The sequence below is a fragment of the Streptomyces sp. SAI-170 genome (genome assembly GCF_049739565.1).
GTDB lineage: Bacteria > Actinomycetota > Actinomycetes > Streptomycetales > Streptomycetaceae > Streptomyces.
In genome coordinates, this window is record NZ_JBMGQD010000001.1 from 105,115 (window position 1) to 124,285 (window position 19,171).

Annotated in this window: 13 protein-coding genes and 1 pseudogene; 4 read left to right on the plus strand and 10 right to left on the minus strand. The window is 71.2% G+C overall.

Annotated features, from left to right (window positions below; translation table 11 throughout):
* Nucleotides 1-841 precede the first annotated feature (841 nt).
* Complete coding sequence (locus tag RKD23_RS00535) at nucleotides 842-1,222, plus strand: nuclear transport factor 2 family protein (RefSeq protein ID WP_424851712.1); 381 nt, start codon at nucleotides 842-844, stop codon at nucleotides 1,220-1,222.
* 918 nt (nucleotides 1,223-2,140) lie between these two features.
* Complete coding sequence (locus RKD23_RS00540; RefSeq protein WP_424851713.1) at nucleotides 2,141-3,325, plus strand: type III polyketide synthase; 1,185 nt, start codon at nucleotides 2,141-2,143, stop codon at nucleotides 3,323-3,325.
* 67 nt (nucleotides 3,326-3,392) lie between these two features.
* Here RKD23_RS00540 and RKD23_RS00545 read toward each other — a convergent pair whose 3' ends face one another.
* A complete protein-coding gene (locus RKD23_RS00545) occupies nucleotides 3,393-5,510 on the minus strand; it encodes a SpoIIE family protein phosphatase (protein WP_424858127.1) in 2,118 nt (705 codons plus the stop codon).
* A gap of 564 nt (nucleotides 5,511-6,074) precedes the next feature.
* Between RKD23_RS00545 and RKD23_RS00550 the strand changes: the two genes are divergently transcribed.
* Together RKD23_RS00550 and RKD23_RS00555 are read left to right on the plus strand one after the other, a co-directional pair.
* On the plus strand, nucleotides 6,075-6,218 hold the full coding sequence (locus tag RKD23_RS00550; protein WP_424851714.1) for a hypothetical protein: 144 nt from the start codon (nucleotides 6,075-6,077) through the stop codon (nucleotides 6,216-6,218).
* 163 nt (nucleotides 6,219-6,381) lie between these two features.
* Nucleotides 6,382-7,254 (plus strand): ABC transporter substrate-binding protein, encoded by an 873-nt coding sequence (locus tag RKD23_RS00555; RefSeq protein ID WP_424851715.1) that lies wholly within the window; start codon nucleotides 6,382-6,384, stop codon nucleotides 7,252-7,254.
* A 13-nt stretch (nucleotides 7,255-7,267) separates the two neighbouring features.
* Here RKD23_RS00555 and RKD23_RS00560 read toward each other — a convergent pair whose 3' ends face one another.
* From RKD23_RS00560 to RKD23_RS00600, 9 genes and pseudogenes are all read right to left on the minus strand, one after another.
* The gene (locus RKD23_RS00560; RefSeq protein WP_424851716.1) at nucleotides 7,268-9,934 is read right to left on the minus strand and encodes a SpoIIE family protein phosphatase; all 2,667 of its coding nucleotides are present in this window, start codon (nucleotides 9,932-9,934) and stop codon (nucleotides 7,268-7,270) included.
* A 198-nt stretch (nucleotides 9,935-10,132) separates the two neighbouring features.
* Nucleotides 10,133-11,008, minus strand: a complete 876-nt coding sequence (locus RKD23_RS00565) for an alpha/beta hydrolase (RefSeq protein WP_424858128.1) — start codon at nucleotides 11,006-11,008, stop codon at nucleotides 10,133-10,135.
* A 451-nt stretch (nucleotides 11,009-11,459) separates the two neighbouring features.
* On the minus strand, nucleotides 11,460-11,819 hold the full coding sequence (locus RKD23_RS00570) for a M23 family metallopeptidase (protein ID WP_424858129.1): 360 nt from the start codon (nucleotides 11,817-11,819) through the stop codon (nucleotides 11,460-11,462).
* 42 nt (nucleotides 11,820-11,861) lie between these two features.
* Nucleotides 11,862-12,104, minus strand: a pseudogene (locus RKD23_RS00575) (peptidoglycan-binding protein); the annotation flags it as partial.
* A gap of 70 nt (nucleotides 12,105-12,174) precedes the next feature.
* On the minus strand, nucleotides 12,175-13,044 hold the full coding sequence (locus RKD23_RS00580; protein WP_424851717.1) for a peptidoglycan-binding protein: 870 nt from the start codon (nucleotides 13,042-13,044) through the stop codon (nucleotides 12,175-12,177).
* Nucleotides 13,045-13,587: 543 nt separating this feature from the next.
* A complete protein-coding gene (locus tag RKD23_RS00585) occupies nucleotides 13,588-14,730 on the minus strand; it encodes an NAD(P)/FAD-dependent oxidoreductase (protein ID WP_424851718.1) in 1,143 nt (380 codons plus the stop codon).
* Nucleotides 14,727-17,708, minus strand: a complete 2,982-nt coding sequence (locus RKD23_RS00590) for a LodA/GoxA family CTQ-dependent oxidase (protein ID WP_424851719.1) — start codon at nucleotides 17,706-17,708, stop codon at nucleotides 14,727-14,729. The genes RKD23_RS00585 and RKD23_RS00590 overlap by 4 nt, the downstream gene beginning before the upstream one ends.
* A gap of 348 nt (nucleotides 17,709-18,056) precedes the next feature.
* Entirely contained in the window at nucleotides 18,057-18,308 is a 252-nt protein-coding gene (locus RKD23_RS00595) for a hypothetical protein (RefSeq protein ID WP_424851720.1), read from the minus strand.
* A gap of 220 nt (nucleotides 18,309-18,528) precedes the next feature.
* A complete protein-coding gene (locus RKD23_RS00600; protein WP_424851721.1) occupies nucleotides 18,529-19,119 on the minus strand; it encodes a TetR/AcrR family transcriptional regulator in 591 nt (196 codons plus the stop codon).
* Between the last annotated feature and the right edge of the window lie 52 nt (nucleotides 19,120-19,171).

The window sequence follows — 19,171 nt, forward strand, 5'->3', positions numbered from 1 at the left end:
CGCACGCACGCCGCGGCGAACGGCGCGTCGGCTCGCAGGCCGGCTGGGCCGGGGCACCAGACGTACACGCCGGCTCGGGGTTACACGGCGTAAGCACCGCCAGCGCGTCGGCCCGGCTACGGGCCAGGCAGCGTCGGAGCCTCGAATACACTGCCGGCCCAAGGATCAGTCGGCGCCTGCTGTCTCGTGACCTCGCCAAGCATGTGCATCCTGACCACCGCCCTGGGCGTGAAGTGGCCGTTTGCCTGGTCCCGCAGCTGATTAACCGGTGCATCGGCAGGGTTGATCACTGCGCCTCGGACCGCGGCCTCCAAGCGGCGCAGTACGCAGGCAGTTCGCGTCGAACAGCTCATAGCCTGCGTGCGCCGCTGCTGCAAAGGCGCTCTCGGCAGCGGTGCTGAGCGCCTCGGACTCGTCATCGAAGTCGCTGACCGGTGCCACTCGCCCTGCCTCTACGTCTTCCAGGACAGGGACGAAGCACGTAAGCCATGAGCGACAGCACACGCCAAGGTTGTTGACGACGTCTGTCCTTCTCGCCGTTGCGTCCTCAAGCCTGTGCCCGCAGTCTGCGCGTTCCTTGCGGCGCTGCACGGCCAGAGGGCCGATCGTCGCAGCCAACGCTGCGATCAGGGCAGCTGAAACTGCCCCCCCCCCCCGCCAAACCGATCTCTGCGGCATCCGTGAAGTCACGGAAACCAAGACGTCTGGCGGGCCTCGTGGGCGTCACCCGCCCCCCTCACACCCCACCGACCGCCCTGGTCCTGCCCGTCCCTGCGGACGGCCACCACCTGCTCGACGCACTCACGGTGCCGCGCCTGGCGCCCACCCTTACGGTGGCACCATGAGCGACCCGGAAAAGAACAAGGCCACGGCCAAAGCGTTCTACGACCTGATGTTCAACGAGTGTCGCCCTGCCGAGGCCATCGACCGGTTCGTCGGTGACACCTACATCCAGCACAACCCGCACGTCGGCGACGGCAAGCGGGCGTTCATCGACTACTTCGAGCGCATGGCCGCCGAATACCCCGGAAAGCGCGTCGAGTACAAGCGCGCCCTTGCCGACGGCGACCACGTCGTCCTGCACTGTCACCAGATCTGGCCCGACGAGGAGTACGCGGGCATCGACATCTTCCGCTTCGACGCCGACGGCAAGATCGTCGAACACTGGGACGTCCTCCAGGTCGTCCCGCCCACTTCCAAGAACGACAACACGATGTTCTAGGCCAGGCTTCGGACTCACCTGGCCGGTCGGCCGCCGGCCTTCGAGCCGCTCCGGGCGTTGCAACACATCCGTCAGCGCTGCGTGACTCTCGCGGCGGGCGTCGACGCGGCGGCGCCGAGCCCGCAGTCACGGCGCAGCTCGGCGAGTGGGCGCCGGTGGACGGATATGGCAGCGCAGACATCGCCGTGCTGAAGCTCGCCGAGCAGCTCTTGGGCGCGGTCCGCCGCGCTGACGGGAACGGCCGAACTATGGTGCCGACTGCTGAGCTTCCCCACCCGGTTATGACTTCGGTGTCTGGGTGACGAGCATGCCGCGGGCTGCTGGAGGCCGATCCGTCCGCGTCCAGAGGGCGACGTATCGCACCGGATTTCAGGGGGGCACCCGTCTGAGCCGAGGCCCCGGGCGGCGTCGTCGGCATGACCGTGCCCACGGACCGCGCCGAACGAGTCACCTCTACTGCGTCGCGGTTCCGGTTCGAGGCGCCGTTCGAAGTCCCCGGCGTGTTCGCGGGACCGGGCCCGGCAGGGCCCTGCAGGGAGGGATACGGCAGCCGCGGAACCGGCCGCTTCTCGCCTGGCGTGCCGGCTCGCCTCCGCCCGAGACCAACGCGACCTCGCCACCGCGCTCAGCAGTCTCCGGCGCGCCCCTGGACGTGTGACTGGCGGCATGTCACGTCGTGGACGTCATACCGTGTGTCCGCCCACCCGGTCTGCCGCATGTGTGCCGTGTCACGCAGCGCAGGGCTGTGAGAGTTGCCCAGATCACAGCTAAATGCCCGTTTAGCACCCATGCTCGAAGCGGACGCAGAAGCACTAAGTGGGGCATATCTCCTTCGATTTCGGCACGCCCTGCCGGAAGTGCTCCATGTCACAGCGTCCATGACGATCCACCTCGCTCAACCGCTGAAAGGTGCTCAGCATGGCCGCGTACTTGTGCCCGCCTGCCGTGATACACGGCGAACACACCGTGAAAACCAGCCAGATCGTGGCGGACGTCCGCGGCCGGCACCCACACGCCGTGTGGGCGCCGCGAATTGACGGCATAGCAGCCAGTACGGGCATCGAGAACCGCGGGTGGATGCTGCCGCTGGAGAGTGCCGTCGCGCCCGGCCACGGGAACGGCCTGCCGGCCGCCGGCATCGGGCCGACCCGCGAGGCGCTGGCCGGCGACGGGTTCACGGAGCAGGACATAGATCGTGTGATCGCCGCCCTCGAGGCGATACCCGCGCCTCAGACCGTCCAGGAACGCACCGCTCCGGCCTGGGCGGCCGTACAGGCCTACGGGGAGCGTGCGGCGCGGGGGGCCCTTCAGATCGCCGGGCTCGACGCGGCGGACGTGGACTGCTTGATCACCAGCCACTCCACCACCCCGGCGCTGCCGGGGCTGGATGTCGCCCTGACCAACAAGCTCTCGCTCCGCAACGACGTGATGCTGCTGCCGGCCACCCAGTGGGCCTGCATCGCCGGGACCCGCTCCCTGGCACTGGCGGCAGACCTCGTGGCCGCGGATCCCGACCGGGTGGTCCTGGTCGTGATCGCGGAGGCGCTGAGCACGACCTACCAGCCCGCGGACGACACCCTGGAATCCTTGATCGTCCGACTGCTGTTCGCGGACACCGCGGTCGCAGCCGTGGTCACGGGCCGCCCGAGGCCCGAGTCGGTGCTGCGCCTGGACGCCGCCTGGAACCATACGCTGCCCGGTACCCAGGACCTGCACCGCCTGGAGACACGGGCGGACGGCACCCACTTCGTCATGGACCGGCGCGGGCCGCGCGCGGTGCAGGAGACGGTCACCGCCATGTGGGGCTGGCTGCAGGCCCGTTACCAGCACGAACCCCACTCCTGGCATCCCGACGTTCTGCTCGCGCACCCCGGCGGCACGCGCGTGCTGGAGTACATGGAGCAGACGATGCCCGAGGCCTGGCCGTCGGGGCTGCTGGACTACAGCCGGGACAGTTACACCAGCGGCAACCGAGGAGGCGCCGCCGTGTTCGACATCCTGCGCAGGGCGCACGACGCCGGGCAGAAGCCGGGCAGTCGTGCCGTCCTGTACGCGGCGGCCCCGGGCCTCACGGCCACCGCGTTGGAAGGCGAATGGGTGTAGGGCGCCCTTGCCGGGGGCAGCCGTGCCGCCAGACGCCCATCTGCCGCGCGCCCCGGCCCCGGCCGCGTCACGTCGCGACCGACGCCCAGACCACCTTGCCGGTGTCGGTCCACCGCACCCCCCACCGGGTGGTGAGTCCATGTACGACGTGCAAGCCACGACCACTGTCTGCGAGGAGGCCCTTGCGGCCCAGCCGCGGCCTGCCGTTGCCGGTGTCGCCCACCTCGCACAACAGCCCCTGACCGGACCTGATCAGCCGTACCGTGAGGGGGCCCTCGGCGAAGCGGACCGCGTTGGCGACCAGTTCGCTCACCACGAGCAGCACGCTGTCCCGGGTGGCATCCCTGGCGTCCCATTGCCCCAGCAGCGCGGATACCAGCGTCCGGGCCCGGGCGGCCGCGTCGCCGCGGGCCGGCAGGCGCCAGGTCGCGGTGTCCCCCTTGCGGTAGCCGATCATGCGGGCGAGCAGCAGGGTCACGTCGTCGCGCTGCGGCACGGGCGCCAGCATGGACACCACGCGCCGCGCGGCCTGCGGCAGGGCGTCCCAGGGGTGAACCGTGGACACGGCGTCCGCCAGCCTGCCGATGCCCTCGTCGATCGCCAGGGCGGGATCCTCCACCAGGCCGTCCGTGTAGAGGGCGAGCAGCGATCCGGGGGGTGCGTCGAACGCGTGCACGTCGAACGGCTCCCGCAGCGCGAATTCGGCGCCCAGCCCGGGGTGGGGGCGTACCGCCACCGGGCCACCGGGCCCGCCGGGGGGCACCAGGACCGGGGGAAGATGGCCGGCACTGGACAGCGTCACCTGGTGACTGACCGGGTCGTAGACCGCGATGCAACAGGTCGACCCAAGGGCGCTGTAGCCGGCCGCCAGCCCGGAATCCGCGTCGTCCAGCAGTGACACGGTCTCGTCCAGGTGCTCCAGCACCTCGTCGGGCGCCAGCCCCGCAGACAGCAGCGCACGGGCCTCCATGCTCAGCTGTCCCATGGTCGCCGCGGCTCCGAGGCCGTGCCCGACGACGTCACCGACCACCAGCGCCGTACGGCCGTCAGGCAGCGGAAAGCTGTTCACCCAGTCACCGCCGACACCCGCGCTGTCAGGGGCGGCGGGCTGGTAGATGCTGGCGGTTTCGACGGTGTCGCCGCCGGAGCGTGGCAGCAGTCGGCGCTGCAGTGCCAGCACCTGGGTGTGCTCGCGCTGGTGCTGGCGGGCCAGGTCCACGTGATGAGCGGTCCTGCCCACCAGTTCCTGCAGGTCGAGCAGCTCGCTGTCGTCGAAGGGGCGGCCCTCCCGCCGCCAGACCTCCGCCACCCCCAGGACGACGGGCGGCGCGCCGTCCAGAACCAGCGGGATGCACGCCACACCGGCTGCCTGGTCACCGGGCACCAGGGCCCGTACCAGCCGCGCACTGCCCAGGGCCCGCTCGATCGCCGCCCGGTCGGGTATGACGACGGGCTGCGCGGCATCGTGGCGCTGTATCGCCTGCGCCAGCAGGCGGCTCGCGTCACTGGGAAGATCATCGCCCGGGGTCACGTAGCCGTCGGGCCACGCCCGGTCCGGGACCAGGGCCGCCCGCCGCAGCCGGATGCGCCCTTGCTGCTGCCCGGTGACCGCCTCGCCCGTCCACACGGCGAAGTCGAGGTCGATCGCGGCCACGTCTCCCCAGGCCAGCAGAGAATCCGCCAGTGACTGTGCGGTCTCGCCGATGTCCAACGAGGTGCCGATCGCGGTCTCCGCGGCGTACAGGTGCAGCCTCTTGGCCATCGCGATCAGCGAGACGGTCAGGCCCTCACCGTGTGCCGCGGCCAGGATGCTCATGGAGACCACCAGTTCCGACCCGTCGCTGCGCCGCAGTCGCTGGACCCGGGCTACGTGCGGCTCACCGGTCTCCAGGACCTGCCGCAACCGGCGGGTGACCGTCGGTACGTCCCAGGGCGGCAGAAGCTCGATGAAAGAGCTGCCGGTCACGGCCTCCACCCCCGCGAAAACGGGAGGGTCCAGATTGCAGCGGGTGATGCGCAGATCTCGGTCCAGGTTGACCGCACCGAGGATCTGCTCCTGACGGCCCGGGGTCGGATCGGCTTGTTCGCGTGGGCGGGCAGCGGCATCCCCCGGCTGGTCGGCAGAACCGGCGGCCGATGCCGCGGGGCCGCGTGGGATATACCGCCCCAAAGCGCTGCTGACCATGTTGAACGGCGAGGCAGGCGACGGGGACGGGGTGGGGTCGGAGTCCATGCGACTCTCTCAGCTCGCTCGCCAACCCCGGCAGAGCACCGGGGTCGTACCAGAACCCGGACGACAGGGCCCCGAGATCCCTGACCGCACAGCTCATTCAATAACACCCGGCTCTGTTTCGCCTACGCCGGCGGATCGCCCAGTGACCACGGACAGTGATGAAGGCTGCGTTCGGAGACAGTGCGGACCGGCAGCGCTACGGCCACTGGGACGCCGGCAGCGCCAACCGGTTCGTCGGACGAGGAGGGCGATCGTCCGCGCGACTCCCCCGTGAGTCGCCCCCGGAAGCGCCAGTCCTGCGTACGCTGCTTGGCCCGGCCACGGCCCTTGCCCCGTCCGCCCTGCCGCCGCACCCGAAGAAGCTCTCCCGGATCGATCATTTTGAGCGTGGGCTGCCGTGATTCAGGCATCGAGGAGAGTGAACCGGCCGAATGAGGCTGCGGGGAGAGCAATGCTCTCCTCAGCCCGGTGACGATGGGTTCGACACGAGACCCGTCGACGGGACCGGGAGGGCCTATGGGTAAGCAAGTCAAGTGCGGGTCGACCAACACCAAGACCGGCAAACGGTGCCAGAACCCGGCGATGATCGGCTACTCCCGCTGCCAGCTGCACCGAGGCGAATGGACTCCCGTGCAGCAGAGGAAGACCAAGAAGCGCTGACCCCGCGGCCCGCCGCCCGGACGGACCGTCCTGTCGTCCCGTCTCAAGTCGGCAGCGCCTTCGGGTTCGGCCGCTGCGACACCGCCGGTGGACGGCGACCCGACGCACACTCCGGGGTAATTTATGGTGGATCAAGGAGTATGCCCCCACCGGAGGTGCAATGATGCGCGCCACGGCAGCGATCGTCTCTCTGGCTGTCGGCGGGGCGCTCCTGGTCGCTGCCTGCGACAAGGGCGGGTCGGAGTCGTCGAACGCCCGCTACGGCGACTGTCAGGTCTCTGGACATCACGGGGAGTTCCACCTGTCACCCGTGACGGCGGGCGCCCTCACGGTGAAGACGACCCTGCCCGCGCCCGGCTGGTGGAACGGCGACACCCCGGCGTCGGTGAAAAGCGGCTACGAGTACTGCATGGCCGCCAACATCGCCTACCGGGCCGGACTCGACCGGGTGAAGGTGGAGAACGCTCCCTTCCCCGACGTCGTGTCCGGCCGGGCGACGAACTTCGACCTGGCCCTGGCGCAGATCACGATCACCCCGGAACGGAGCAAGGTCGCCGAGTTCTCCCCGCCCTACCTCTCCTCGACCCTGGGAGTGTTGATCAGGGACGGTGAGAAGTTCGACCAGGACGACATCCGTGACGTCCGTATCGGAGTGGCCGAAGGCACCACGGGCGAGGAGTTCGTCGACGACCGGCTGAAGCCCACCAAGCCTGTCACCGCCTACCCCAACGATCCCGAGATGATCTCGGCGCTGGAGCAGCGGCGGATCGACGCGGTCGTGCACGACACGACCATTCTGCTGGCGTCTCCCCAGAAGCAGACGGGCAGCGTGCGCGTCGTGGGCCAGTACAGGACCGACCAGGGCTACGGCGCCCTGTACCCCAAAGGGTCGCCCGACAAGGACGTGCTGGACCGGATCATCAGGCAGCTGATCGACGACGGGACGCTGGCGAAACTGTCGGCCGTCTATCTCGGCTCCGCCTTCGGCCAGGACCCGGCGACGATCCCGTACTTCACGCTCGAGGACGCCTCCTGATCGCCGTCCCGCCTCACCAGTCGGCCATCGGGAACCCGCTGAGGCTCCCGGCGGCTCCGTCGTCGAGCGCCTGCTCGGCCCAGATGATCTTGCCGCGGTCGGTGTACCGGGTGCCCCAGCGGCGGGACAGCTGCGCGACGAGGAACAGGCCACGGCCCCCCTCGTCGGTGAGCGTCGCACGGCGCAGGTGCGGCGAGGTGCTGGTGCCGTCACCGACTTCGCAGATCAGGCTGTCGTGGTCACGCAGCAGCCGCAGAGCGATGGGGCTCGCTCCGTACCGGATGGCGTTGGTCACCAGTTCGCTGAGGATCAGCTCAGTGGTGAAGACGGCCTCGCCGAGCCCCCAGGCTTCCAGCCGGCGGGTGGCCTCGGCGCGGATCCTCGGGACGGCCGCGGGGTCGTCGGGCACCTCCCACTCCGCGACCTGCTCCGGGTCGAGCAGCCGGGTGCGCGCGACGAGCAGGGCGACGTCGTCGTGCGATCCGGCGGCCAGCATCGCGTCGAGCACCGCATCGCAGGTGTCGTCCAGGGAGGCGCCGTCCGTGCGTGCGAGCGCCTCCCTCAGCATGCCGAGACCGACGTCGATGTCACGGCCCCGGGCCTCGACGAGGCCGTCGGTGTAGAGGACGAGCCGGCTGCCGGCGGGCAGCATGAGCTCGGCCGTCTCGACCGGCAGACCTCCTCCGACGCCCAGCGGCGGGGCGACGGGGATGTCGGGGAAGGTCACCGAGCCGTCGGGCGACACCAGGGCCGGCCCGGGATGACCCGCCCGGGCGAAAACGCACCGACCGGAGACCGGGTCATAGACCGCGTACAGACAGGTGGCTCCGGTGACGGCCTCGGTGTTGCCCTGGGCTGCCGCGTCCTGGTCGATCCGGGTGATCAGGTCGTCCAGGTGCAGCAGAAGCTCGTCCGGAGGCAGGTCCAGGGCGGCGAAGTTGTGCACCGCGGTCCGCAGGCGACCCATCGTCGCGGCTGCATGCAGCCCGTGTCCGACGACGTCGCCGACCACCAGGGCCACGCGGGCCCCCGGCAGCGCAATGACGTCGTACCAGTCCCCGCCCACCCCCGCCTGGGCCGGCAGGTACCGGTGCCCGACCTCCAGGGCGGACAGCTCGGGGAGTGAGCCGGGCAGCAGGCTGCGCTGGAGGGTGACGGCCGTGGTGTGCTCCCGGGTGTAGCGGCGCGCGTTGTCGATGCACACGGCCGCCCGAGTGGCGAGCTCCTCCGCGGGGGACAGGTCGTCCGGCTCGAAGGGGTCCTGCTGCGAACGCCAGAACTCCACGACCCCGAGCACCTGGCCTCGGGCCTGGAGCGGCACCGAGATCATGGAGTGGATGCCGTAGTCGACGACCTTCCCGGTCCGCTCCGGGTCCTGCCCCCGCCATCCGTCGTCCAGGGCGAGCTGAGGCACCAGGACAGGCCGGCCGGTGGTCAGGGCGATGGTCACGGGATTGTCGGGTACGTAACGCATCAGCGTTCCGACGGAGTGAAGGGGAGCGTCGTCCCGGATTCCGGCGGCCGCGATACGGCGCATCTCCCTGCTCGCCCCCGTCGGCTCCTCACCGCGCAGCACGGGCTCCACCAACTCGACGGTGGCGAAGTCGGCGAAGCGCGGCACCGCCACCTCGGTCAACTCCTCGGCGGTGCGCTTCATATCGAGCGTGGTGCCGATCCGCGTGCCGGCCTCGTAGAGCAGTTGCAAACGCCCTCTCGCCACGTCCGCCCGCCCCGCGAGGGCGCGCAGCTCCGTGGTGTCCCGCAACGTGGCGACGCTGCCCTCCTTCGGGCCCACCGGCCGTACGTTGACCGCCAGCAGGGTGTCCCCGGCCAGGAAGACCTTGTCCGTCGCGGCCCGGCCCGACCCCAGCAGTCCTGCCAGGGCCGGGCTCAGTCCGAGTGCGGTGACCGGCTTGCCCTCAGCCTCCGGCGGCAGCGCGAGCAGCCGACGCGCCTCGTCGTTGACCAGGAGCAGGCTTCCGAAGCCGTCCAGGATGATCACGCCTTCACGCACCGCATGCAGCACCGCGTCGTGATGCTCGTACATGCGGGTCATCTCCACCGGGCCCAGACCCCGGGTCTGGCGCCGCAGGCGCCCGCTGACCAGTGCCGATCCCCCCGCGGCCAGCAGCAGCGCGGCACCGCCGCAGGCGAAGATCACCGGCAGCTGGTGCTGGACCACGCCGGTCACCTTGTCCACGGTCACTCCCACGGTGACGAGGCCGACCGCGGTCCCCTTGTCGTCGAAGACGGCCACCGTCGAGTCGACCGCCTTGCCCAGACTGCTGTCGAACGTCATCTGGTGGGGCTCGCCCTCGAGCGCCTTGTCGTAAGAAGTGGAGACGTGCTTCCCGATCTGGTCCGGGTCCGGGTGGGTCCACCGGAAGCCGTAGGGGCTGAGGGCCACGACGTAGTCGACACCGGTCTTCCTGCGCACCTCCTCGGCATGCGGCTGGAGCGCCGCGGTCGGGTCGTCGCTCTGCATCGCTTCCGCCGTGCCCGGAGCGTTCGCGAAGGATTCGGCCGCCACCAGCGACCGGTCTCCCGCCTCCTGGATCGCGCGGTTGCGGTCCTGGATCACGAGCACCACCACGGCCGTGGCGATGAGCAGCAGGACGACCACCAGCTGCAACAGGAAGACCTGTCCGGCGACGCTGCGCGGCTTCAGCAACGACGGCACTCGCCGTCCGGCCGAACGGGTAGGGGTCTGCGGGCCGGCGTCCGGCGGCACTCGCTCGCCCCGCCGATCCTCTGGGGCATATTGCCGGGATGTGCCCATTTACTCAGTATCAGTGAGCGACCCCGCGGGCGCGGCCCAGGACGGGCTCGCGGGGCCGGCGGCGCTGTCACTCTCGCACCAGCATGGGGAGGCGTCCGTTCACGTCCCGGCGTCAGGGACGGGACCGCGGAGGACTGCCGTACGATCCGACACCCGCAGGCACTCCTCGACGAACGCGAGCGCCCTGAGGTGGTACGTGCGCGCGGCCCAGCCGAGGCTGATGTTGTGGCCGGCGCCGGGCAGGCGGTCCACGACCACGCGCGGCGCACCGGACAGCCTGCCGACGACTTCGGCGACGTCCTCGTCCCCGTGGCGCCACCACGCCTCGTGCTCCGCGAAGGTCAGCCGGACGGGCACCCGGACCCTCGGCAGCACCTGGGTGGACAGCCTCTCCCAGCCGCCGACCGAGTCGGCCTCGCGTTGCGGCATCGGCGCCACGACCGCCGCGCTCGCCTGGAACGTGCCGGAGGGATACAGGCTCAGTGGCCCCCAGTTGAGCCGTCGTACGCCTCCGCCCTGCCGCACCTGCTCCGGCGGTACAGCGAGCCGGGTGCCGCACCCGGAGACGTCCAATCCCAGCAGCCCCTCCGGTGCCTGCTCGGCCGCGAGCAGCAAGGCCAGCTTTCCGCCGAAGGAGTGACCGAGCAGCAGCACGCCTCCACCCACGGCCCCCTCGCAGGCCAACTGCCGTACGGCGGCAGCGACATCGGCCGCCTGCTCGGCGAGCGGACGGCCGTGGGGCAGCTGGGCGGCGGACCCGCCATAGCCGGGGCGGTCGAGAGCGACGACCCGGTAGCCGAGGTGCGCGCCGAGCGACAGCAGGGACAGGTCCGGATGGGCCTGGCCGTCGAAGTATCCCGCGCTCATGCCGCCACCGTGCAGGGCGACGATGAGGGCGCGCGGCGGACTGTGCGACGGCTCGCTCTGGAGCCCTGACAAGGTGACGGTCCCCGCCGGGACGGTGATGCGGCGCACGCCCGGCGAGACCGGGACGGCCGCCTGCGTGCCGAGCGTGCTGGCCGGGGCAACGACGGCCTCGGTCATCAGGCCTTTGTCTACGGTCACGGCTCTGCACTCCTCGTGCGGTGCGGCGGATCTTGCGGCCAGCATCCTTGGGGCGGGACGGCTGTTCAAGCACCCGCCGTCGCAGGCGTGTGCTTGCACAATGTCCCGGCGTGGTCGCGTCCGTCGTGGGCGTCGGAGACGTTCCTGACCGCATGGCAGGCGCGGGCACTGCTCCATGACGACGGGGGCTCTGCGTCCGTGGCTGCTGGGCATCGCCACCACCAGCCGCCTGGCCGCTGCGGCACAGCCGCATTCCGAGCCGGACCACCAGGTTGCAGCGGGGCACCGGGGCGCCAAGGCCGGGCAGTATCCGATGCCGTTCACCTCGGCGGCCGTCAGAACCGGGGGGCTTCTTCGACAGCTACCAGGTGGGTGTCACGTCGGACCCGAAGCCGCCGCCGGCCGGGCGCTTCTCGAAGTGGAGATGAGGGCCGGTGGAGTTCCCGGTCGAGCCGACTTCCCCGATCTTCTGGCCGGAGGTGACCGAACCTCCCTTGACGGTCTGTTCGGACAGATGGCAGTACCAGTAGTCGAAATTGCCGGCACGCAGCACGAGGAAGTTCCCAAAACTGCCGTCGAACCCGCTGCGGACCATGGAACCGCTGAGCACCGCGACGCAAAGGGTGCCCTTCGGAGCCGCGTAGTCCGCGCCGGTGTGATAGCCCAGACTCCAGTGAGGTCCCTTCACCCGGTAGGCGGTTGTGACGCCGTGATGCGGCACAGGAGACGCGACTCGGCCTCCATCGGAAACGGACGACGGAGCCGGGACGCGGAGCCGGTCCCAGGAAGTCTTGCCCGGCGTGCCGTTGGCGTCGGCCCCCTTGAATCCGATCTTGCGCTGCCAGGCGGCGTACGACTCTCGGTCCGCTTCCGTCCACTCGGGGCCCGGACCCGACCGGTACTTTCCGCACCCCTCCGCCACCAGGCGTTTGCCCATCGAGGCGATCAGCTGGCTGCGCTGTCCCTTGTGGAAGAACGCCGATCCTGGAAATGGTGCAAGGGCAGGCATGTCCTTTTCCCTCCGGTAAGAAGCCGGATCACTCACAGTCGACTCCGGCCACATCACTAGGAAATCCTCAGACGCTGGGGACCTCGAGCCTGTCCCAGCTGAACCGGCCGGGGACACCGTCGGCGGCGTCTCCCACGAGACCCAGCTTCTGCTGCCAGGCGGCGTACGACCTCACATCGCCCGCTCCCCACACGTCGACGGCGGCGCCGGACGTGTAGCGGTCGCAGCCCTCGGCGACGAGCCGGCCGTGCATCGCCCCGATGACGGGCGACTTACGTCCCGTCTGGAAGAACGACGCACCGGGGAACGGCTCGAACCGGGGCTCGGCAAGGGAAGGCCCGGCCGGCTGGGACACGAACTCCGGCCAGGAACCGGGGTCGACGTGGTCGTTCTCCGGAACATGCGCATGGGCATACCACCCTCCTTGCGTCCTCCACTTCTCGGCCGGACACGTATTGCGGGACAGGGAGGTCGGGCGGCCCATGGGCCAGACGTCCGGTACGCCCCACGAGCTGATCCATGCATGAAGCTCGTCCCAGCCCCGGCAGGGAGTGTCGACCAGCCTCGCGAACACCTTGCCGTTCACTCGGCAGTGCGGGAAGAACAAGGACTCGACCTGGATGACGACCTTGCCGGCCCGGTTGGTACGCGTACCACCGGTCGCGTCGAATACGGCTTTGCTGCGGGATGTGGCGGGGAAGAACTGGGCGAACGCTCCGGTGAAAGGATCCCAGAGAATGTGCGGAGCCTTGCCGCTGCCGCTGCCGGTGAAGAAGCCCTGGAGATTGGCGAACGGAAGCAGATCCAGCGGAGCCTCGGCGGTGGCCTTCCTGTCCGCCGTGATGTGCGCTATCGCCCTTGGGGGGAATTCTGAGTCACATGGGGCGTGGTCACCGATGTCCACCTTGAGGGCTTGGGGCATCCATGGATCAGGCATGATCAAATCCTTCCTGCCTGCGGATCGGTGACGATCCGGGACATCGGCTCGAAGGCGGGGCCGCCAGCAGGGTCGTGACCTGCTCGGCCGAAGCATGAGCATGCTCGAGCGTGCACACCGCCCCGTCGTGCCCTCTTGCGTCAGGTGCCCACCGGTCCACGACCGGCTTCCGGTCAGGCCCGATCTCGATAGACGTTCTTGCAACTCGCCTACATTGCCGGCGCCGCCGAAGATCCCGACATCGGAGGCGTGCCCGATGAAGTACCACGGGCGGAACCGTCGTCGCTCGGGTGTGCCGCTCATGGGAGCTCTCCGCCCTACGCCTGGTCCGAAGATACGAAAGCTGTGTCACTGCGGCGTCATTCGGTCGTCACCGGCAGACTCCGCGCGACAGACGGGCTTCGACGCGAACGCCGAGTTCATCGCCGTCGTCGACGGCACGTGGTCGGCGTACTCGCTGCTCGCCATGCGCGAGGGGTACATCAACCGGCTCGTCGTCCTGGACCAGGCGACCATGGCCGGCACCACGTGGAACATCTCCCCTCAGGCCTGCGTGATGGCCCCGGACAGGGCCACCACCGCCGGGCGGCGCCGCGCCCAGAACGGCGACGACACCCAGCGGGCTTCGTCGGCGTAGGCCCGGGCGTGCAGGGCGAGGTAGCGCGTCGCGATCCCGTCGACGAAGGCGCGGTACGCGGCCAGGGCGCCCGGCTCGCCGCGCAGGGAGCCGTCGACGGCCGCGGCCGCGCGGGCGCCGGTGTGCAGGGCCGTGAGGATCCCCTGGGAGGAGAGCGGATCGCAGGCGAGCGCGGCATCCCCGGCGGCCACCCAGCCCGGCCCGGCCGGCGGGGCGAGGCGCTGCCCATGGGCCGGCGCCCATCGCGGTTCCGCCGGCCGCCGGGCGTCGTAGCCGCCGAGCCGGGTCTGTACGTGCCGGGTGCCGGCCACCCCCTCCAGGAACCCGGCGGCGGTGCGCAGCCGGGGCTCGACCAAGTCGAGGTCGGTGAGGTGGGCGACCAGCCGCCCGGCCGGCACCCGCGCGGTGTACCACCAGCCGCCCGGCGCCGACTCGACGAGCGTGCGCAAGTCGTCGTCGGCCGGTACGGGGTCGGTCAGCAGGGCGTACGCGGCAACGAGCCGGTCCTGCCGCAGCCGTACGGCGCCCTGCCGGGCGATCACCGCGCGCCGGCCGGTGGCGTCCACCAGCCACGCGCAGGGCAGCTCGCGCTCCACCCCGCGCTCGCGGACCACCAGCCGCCACGCCCCCGGCCGGCCGGTCCGGCGCACCGCGACGCCGCACATGGGCCGGGCCCCGGCGTCCTCCGCCGCGGCGCGCAGGAACGCGTCGAAGCGGACGCGGTCCAGGTGCCAGCCGTGGCCGTGCGGGTCCATGACGTGACCGCGCCCATGCAACTGCTCCGAGCCCCAGGCGGCGTCGATGCCGGTGCAGGGCAGGTGCCCGTCGGCGTCGAGCCCGGCCAGCAGCCCGAGGTCGCGCAGCAGAGGCCGGGCGGCGGGCGGCAGGGTCTCGCCGATCCGGTACGGGCCCGCTCGCCGCGGCCCAGGGCGGTCCCGTGGCCGGGGGTCGAGGAGCAGGACCCGGCGGCCCGCGCGGGCCAGGCACAGTGCCGCGACCGACCCGGCCGGCCCGGCGCCCGCCACGACCACGTCGCAGCCGCCCGTCACCGGCGGCCCGGGAAGCGGGTCACCTTGTTGATGAAGCCGGCCGAGACCTCCTCGTCGGGCGGCTCGGCCATCGCCACGGCCGCGGCCACGGCGTCGGCCCGTACCTCGGGATCGGCGGCCTCCGGCAAGTGCACGGTGATCAGATTGCGTTCGCGGGGCGGTGCGGGCTCCGGAGCGAAGGTCACCTCGGACTCCACCAGCATGGTCTCCGGGAGCCCAGGGGTGTCCTGCGGTCCGGGACGGCGTTCGACGATCCCGAGCTTGCCGAAGTCCCGGACCATCTCGTTGATCTGATTCTGATAGCCGGTGGACAGCCAGCGCAGCCACGCGGACCTGCGCTCGAAGGCGAGCCGGCGCTCCTCCTGAGGCCGCGCCGGGTCCATCGCGATCGTGTACTCCTCCTCGGCCAGGACGTGATTGGGCACTCTGGCGGGCCAGAACGTGGGCAGGTACGGGTCGTAGCGGGGCCCGAAGCCCTGGTCGTAGCCGGAGCGGCAGCTCGCGGTGTCGGTGTGCCAGGGGACGGCCATCCACCGGGTGAGGTGGCCGGGCCCCTGCGCGTACAGCGGGCCGTCGACCCCGAGCGCGGCCTGGGGTGTGAGGACTCGGCCGTAGGTCTGGTCGGGCAGACTCGGGTCGCGGTGTTTGATCCGGAAGGGCGCCGAGTACATCGTGGCGTGCCGCATCGGCCAGGTGAGCTCGCAGCCGGGGTGGAAGGCGTCGGCGAGGCAGAACGACAGCGCTGCCCGGTCCAGCGTCGCGGGGCGCTCGGCGAGCGGAACGTCCTCCAGCCTGGTCACCGGCGTGGCGGCCGGATCGAAGTCCTCGACGAAGGCGCCGTCCATCCAGCGCGTCAGCAGGTCATATTGCAGGGGCGAGAGGGCGAGGTGCTGGCGCGGGGAGACCGGCGGCAGATTCATGGCGTCGCCGTACACCGAGGGCCAGGGGACGGTGGACATGCCGTCGCGGTCGAGGTGCCGCAACGATGCCCAGACCTGGCGCCGCAGCTCCTTGTGGACCGGGTCCTTGCTCGCCAGCCGGGTGAGCCGCTCGGGCGCCAGCAGATGGTCGCGGCCGCCGTGGCCGAACTGGACGGCGAGTCCTTGGTTGACCCACTGCAGGTCGCACAGCCGCCGCAGCACCGGCAGCACGTCGTGGGTGAAGGAGACCTGCTGCGGGCGTGGCAGCAGCCCGGCCGTCACGTAGGTGTCGCGGAGCAGGTCGTACAGCGTGCGGACCGACTTGAGGCCGGGCGCGTAGTCAGGGGGCGCGACCACGGCCCAGGCGGGCTCGACGGGGATGCTCCGGCCGTCGATCCGGACCTCGGCCCGCACCGGCCCGTCGGCGATGTCGTCGTGCCAGCCGTCGTTGTTGGCGAAGTCGGTGGCGGGGAGGTTGTCCGCCGATGCCGCCTTGCCCCGGCCGCCGAGGAACAGCAGCCGGCCGGCCCGGTCGGTGCGCAGTTCGCCCAGGTAGACGGGGGTGCCCATGAATGTGCCGGTGTCGAACCGGAGCTCGGGCAGTCCGGCCCGGTCGCGGCCGCGCACCGACCGGGCGCCGGGGTCGATGGCCAGCCGGCTCCGGGGCCGGACGGTGGCGTTGCGCAGTCTGCTCTCCGGGGCCTGGGCGGCCTCCGGGATGTCCAAGGCGAGCTGGAACTGGTACCAGGCGGCCTTCTTGTTGGCCACGTGCACGGTCCACCGCAGGTCGGCGTTGTCCGCGGTCAGCTCGGCGACCGGCTCCCCGGCGGCGTTGAAGCCGTACACCCGGAAGCGGACCGCCTGCCGCTTCAGGGCCCCGGTCGCGTCCTTGTACGACGCCTCGGTGGGCGCGTCGTCGACCTCGGGGGCGAGGAAGAAGCCCTCGGCGCTGTCGCCGACCCGGGCCACGCCGATCGCCGGGTGGATGGCGGCGCGGACGATCCGGGTGTCGCGGCCGGGCGGCTCGGTGGAGGCCGGCCGGGCGGGGCCGGGCTCGGTCGCGGGGACGCCGTTGGCGTCGCGCCGCCGGGCGGCCGAGGCGAGGTACACGACCCGGCGGGCGTCGGCGATGCTGCCGGCCGGGCGGTGCTCGGGCAGGGAGTGCCAGGGGTTGAAGGCGAGGTTCTCGCCGTACGCGGCCTGGCCGCGGGCCTCGGTGTTCTGCTGATGCAGGGTCAGCCTGGCCACCCGCACCGGAGCGCTTGCCGCCTCCTCCCAGCGGACCGTGGCCCGGTCCAGAGGCATACCGTCCGGGTCGGTGCGCAGCTGTACGAACAGGTCGAAGGCCGCCTCCCCGGCGGCCAGCCGGTGCCGCAGGTCGCCGCGGAAGAAGGACGGGTCCTCGTCGGGCGGCACGGCCTGCGGATCGCCGTCCGGGCAGCCCGCGGGGACCAGCTTGTACTTGACGTGCCGCTGGTCCCCGAAGGCGTACGGAAGCACGCTCCAATACGTGGCGGTCAGCGTGCTCTTCTCGTCCTTGGCCATGTCCTGGAGGACCGTCCGGGTGACCGGATGGCTGTCCAGATAGGCCTGGAGGGTGTTGTCGACCACCCCGGCCCGGGTGAACTCGCACATGTCGCGGGCGGTGTCGACGAAGAACACGTCATGGTTCTGGAGCACCAGGTCCTGGGTGTCCGCGGCGCTGTCGTCCGCCAGGAGCTTCACGCCGGGCACCCCGAAGAGTTTGATCCCGATGCCGAGGGTGGTGCGCAGGTCGGACCGGGTGGGCACGGTGTCGCTGGAGAATCGCACCCAGGCGGTCAGCCCGCCCTGGGCGCGGGCGGCCTCCAGGAAGCCGACGCGCAGCTCCTCGGGCAGGTCGGCGTCGACGGTGAGGACGCCCCGGGCGGAGCCGTGGGCCTTGAGGAAGACGGGCCGCAGCGCGGGTTCCTGCCCCTGTGTGATCCGCCTGCCCTGCACGAGGTCCACGAACATGGCGCGCAGTGCGCCGGTGGGGTCGTCGGCGCAGTCGGGCAGGGGTTCCACAGGTCCGGACATGGGTGGCGGGCCTTCCGGGCGAGGTCTTTCTGCCACTGTCCGTGGGGGTCGCGAGGGCCGCCAGTCCGCCGGACCCAGGGGGGTGAGGGGCGCTTCCGCCGTGCGGGGCACGCGAGTTGCGTACATGCCGGAAAAGGGGCAGGCCGAAACATTCGGGCCTGTTCATGGCCGACTCCCCGCACCGGTTTCTTCGTCGCGTCCAACCCGGTTTCTCCGTCGCGTCCGACGCAGGCCGCTGTGCGCCCAGCCATCCCTCTCAAGGGCTTCGAGGAGTCACCATGACCACGCACACCAAGCAGTACTGCGCGTGGCTCAGCTCGGTCAGGGCCGACGTACGGAGGTACCTGCTCACCGGCCCGTCTCCAGCCGGGCCCAAACGCCGCACGCGTCGGCGGTTGCCCCGGCGAGCGGGGTCGCGAAGAGCGCGGCATCCGAGTGCAGGACACGGATGTCCACCCTGCGCATCGGCTCCGACGTACCCGCCGTGCGCAACACCCGCCACATCACCGACACCGACCGCACCGTCGCAATCGCCCACCCCGTCGTCCGCCGCGGCGACACCACTGTGGCGTACCGGCGGCGCAGGACGCGGTTGGCCATGCCCCGGCTCCCGGTGGGCGCTTCAAGGTCAGCCGTTGTCCCCCGGGTTCGACCGCCCTCCGGTGCTCACTGTTCGGCGCGGCGCGGTGGCCCGCGCCGGTCCAGCCGTGGATGTACGCCGCCGAGGGGTGCGGCCGGTCGGGAGGGAAGGGGCCGGTTCGCGAAGCGGCGTCTGGAGCCGCCCGTCATGCGGGCGGGAACCGGCCGCTCGGGACCCGGGTCACGCGGTGGACGCCGGACGGTCCGCTCCGTACCGGAGGCCGTCGAGGAGCAGGTCGAGAAGGCGGCCGGCCCGTTCCCGCTGGTCGGGGGCGCTGGTGATCAGCGCGACGCCGGCCAGGCTGAAGCCGACATCGAAGGGGTCGATGTCCGGGCGCAGGAGACCGACCTCGGCGCCTGCGTGCAGCAGGGTGGTGAGCGTCGAGCCGAGCTTGTCGAGGGTTTCGGCAAAGGGGTCCGCGCCGGATGCGACGGCGGCGCGCAGGGCGTCCGCCATGCCCTGCTTGGCAGCCACGTAGTCGATGAAGTCGTTCATCCACAGGCGGAGCGCCCGGTCGGGCGCGTTGGCGGCGAGCAGCTTGGCGGCGCTGTCGCAGACGCGGGCCAGCTCATTGCGGTAGGCCGCCTCGACGAGCGCCTCGCGGGTGGGGAAGTGGCGGTAGAGCGTGGCCGAGCCAACGCCCGCGGCCTTCGCGATCGTGTCGATCGGCACGTCCGCGCCCTTCTCGGAGAAGGCGCGCACGGCTGCTTCGAGGATGCGTTCCCGGTTGCGGCGGGCATCGGCCCGCAGCACGCTCGGCTTGGTGGTCAAGGCTGCTCCCTTCATCGCGGTGCCAGTCTAACTGGACAACCGGGGAGTCCCC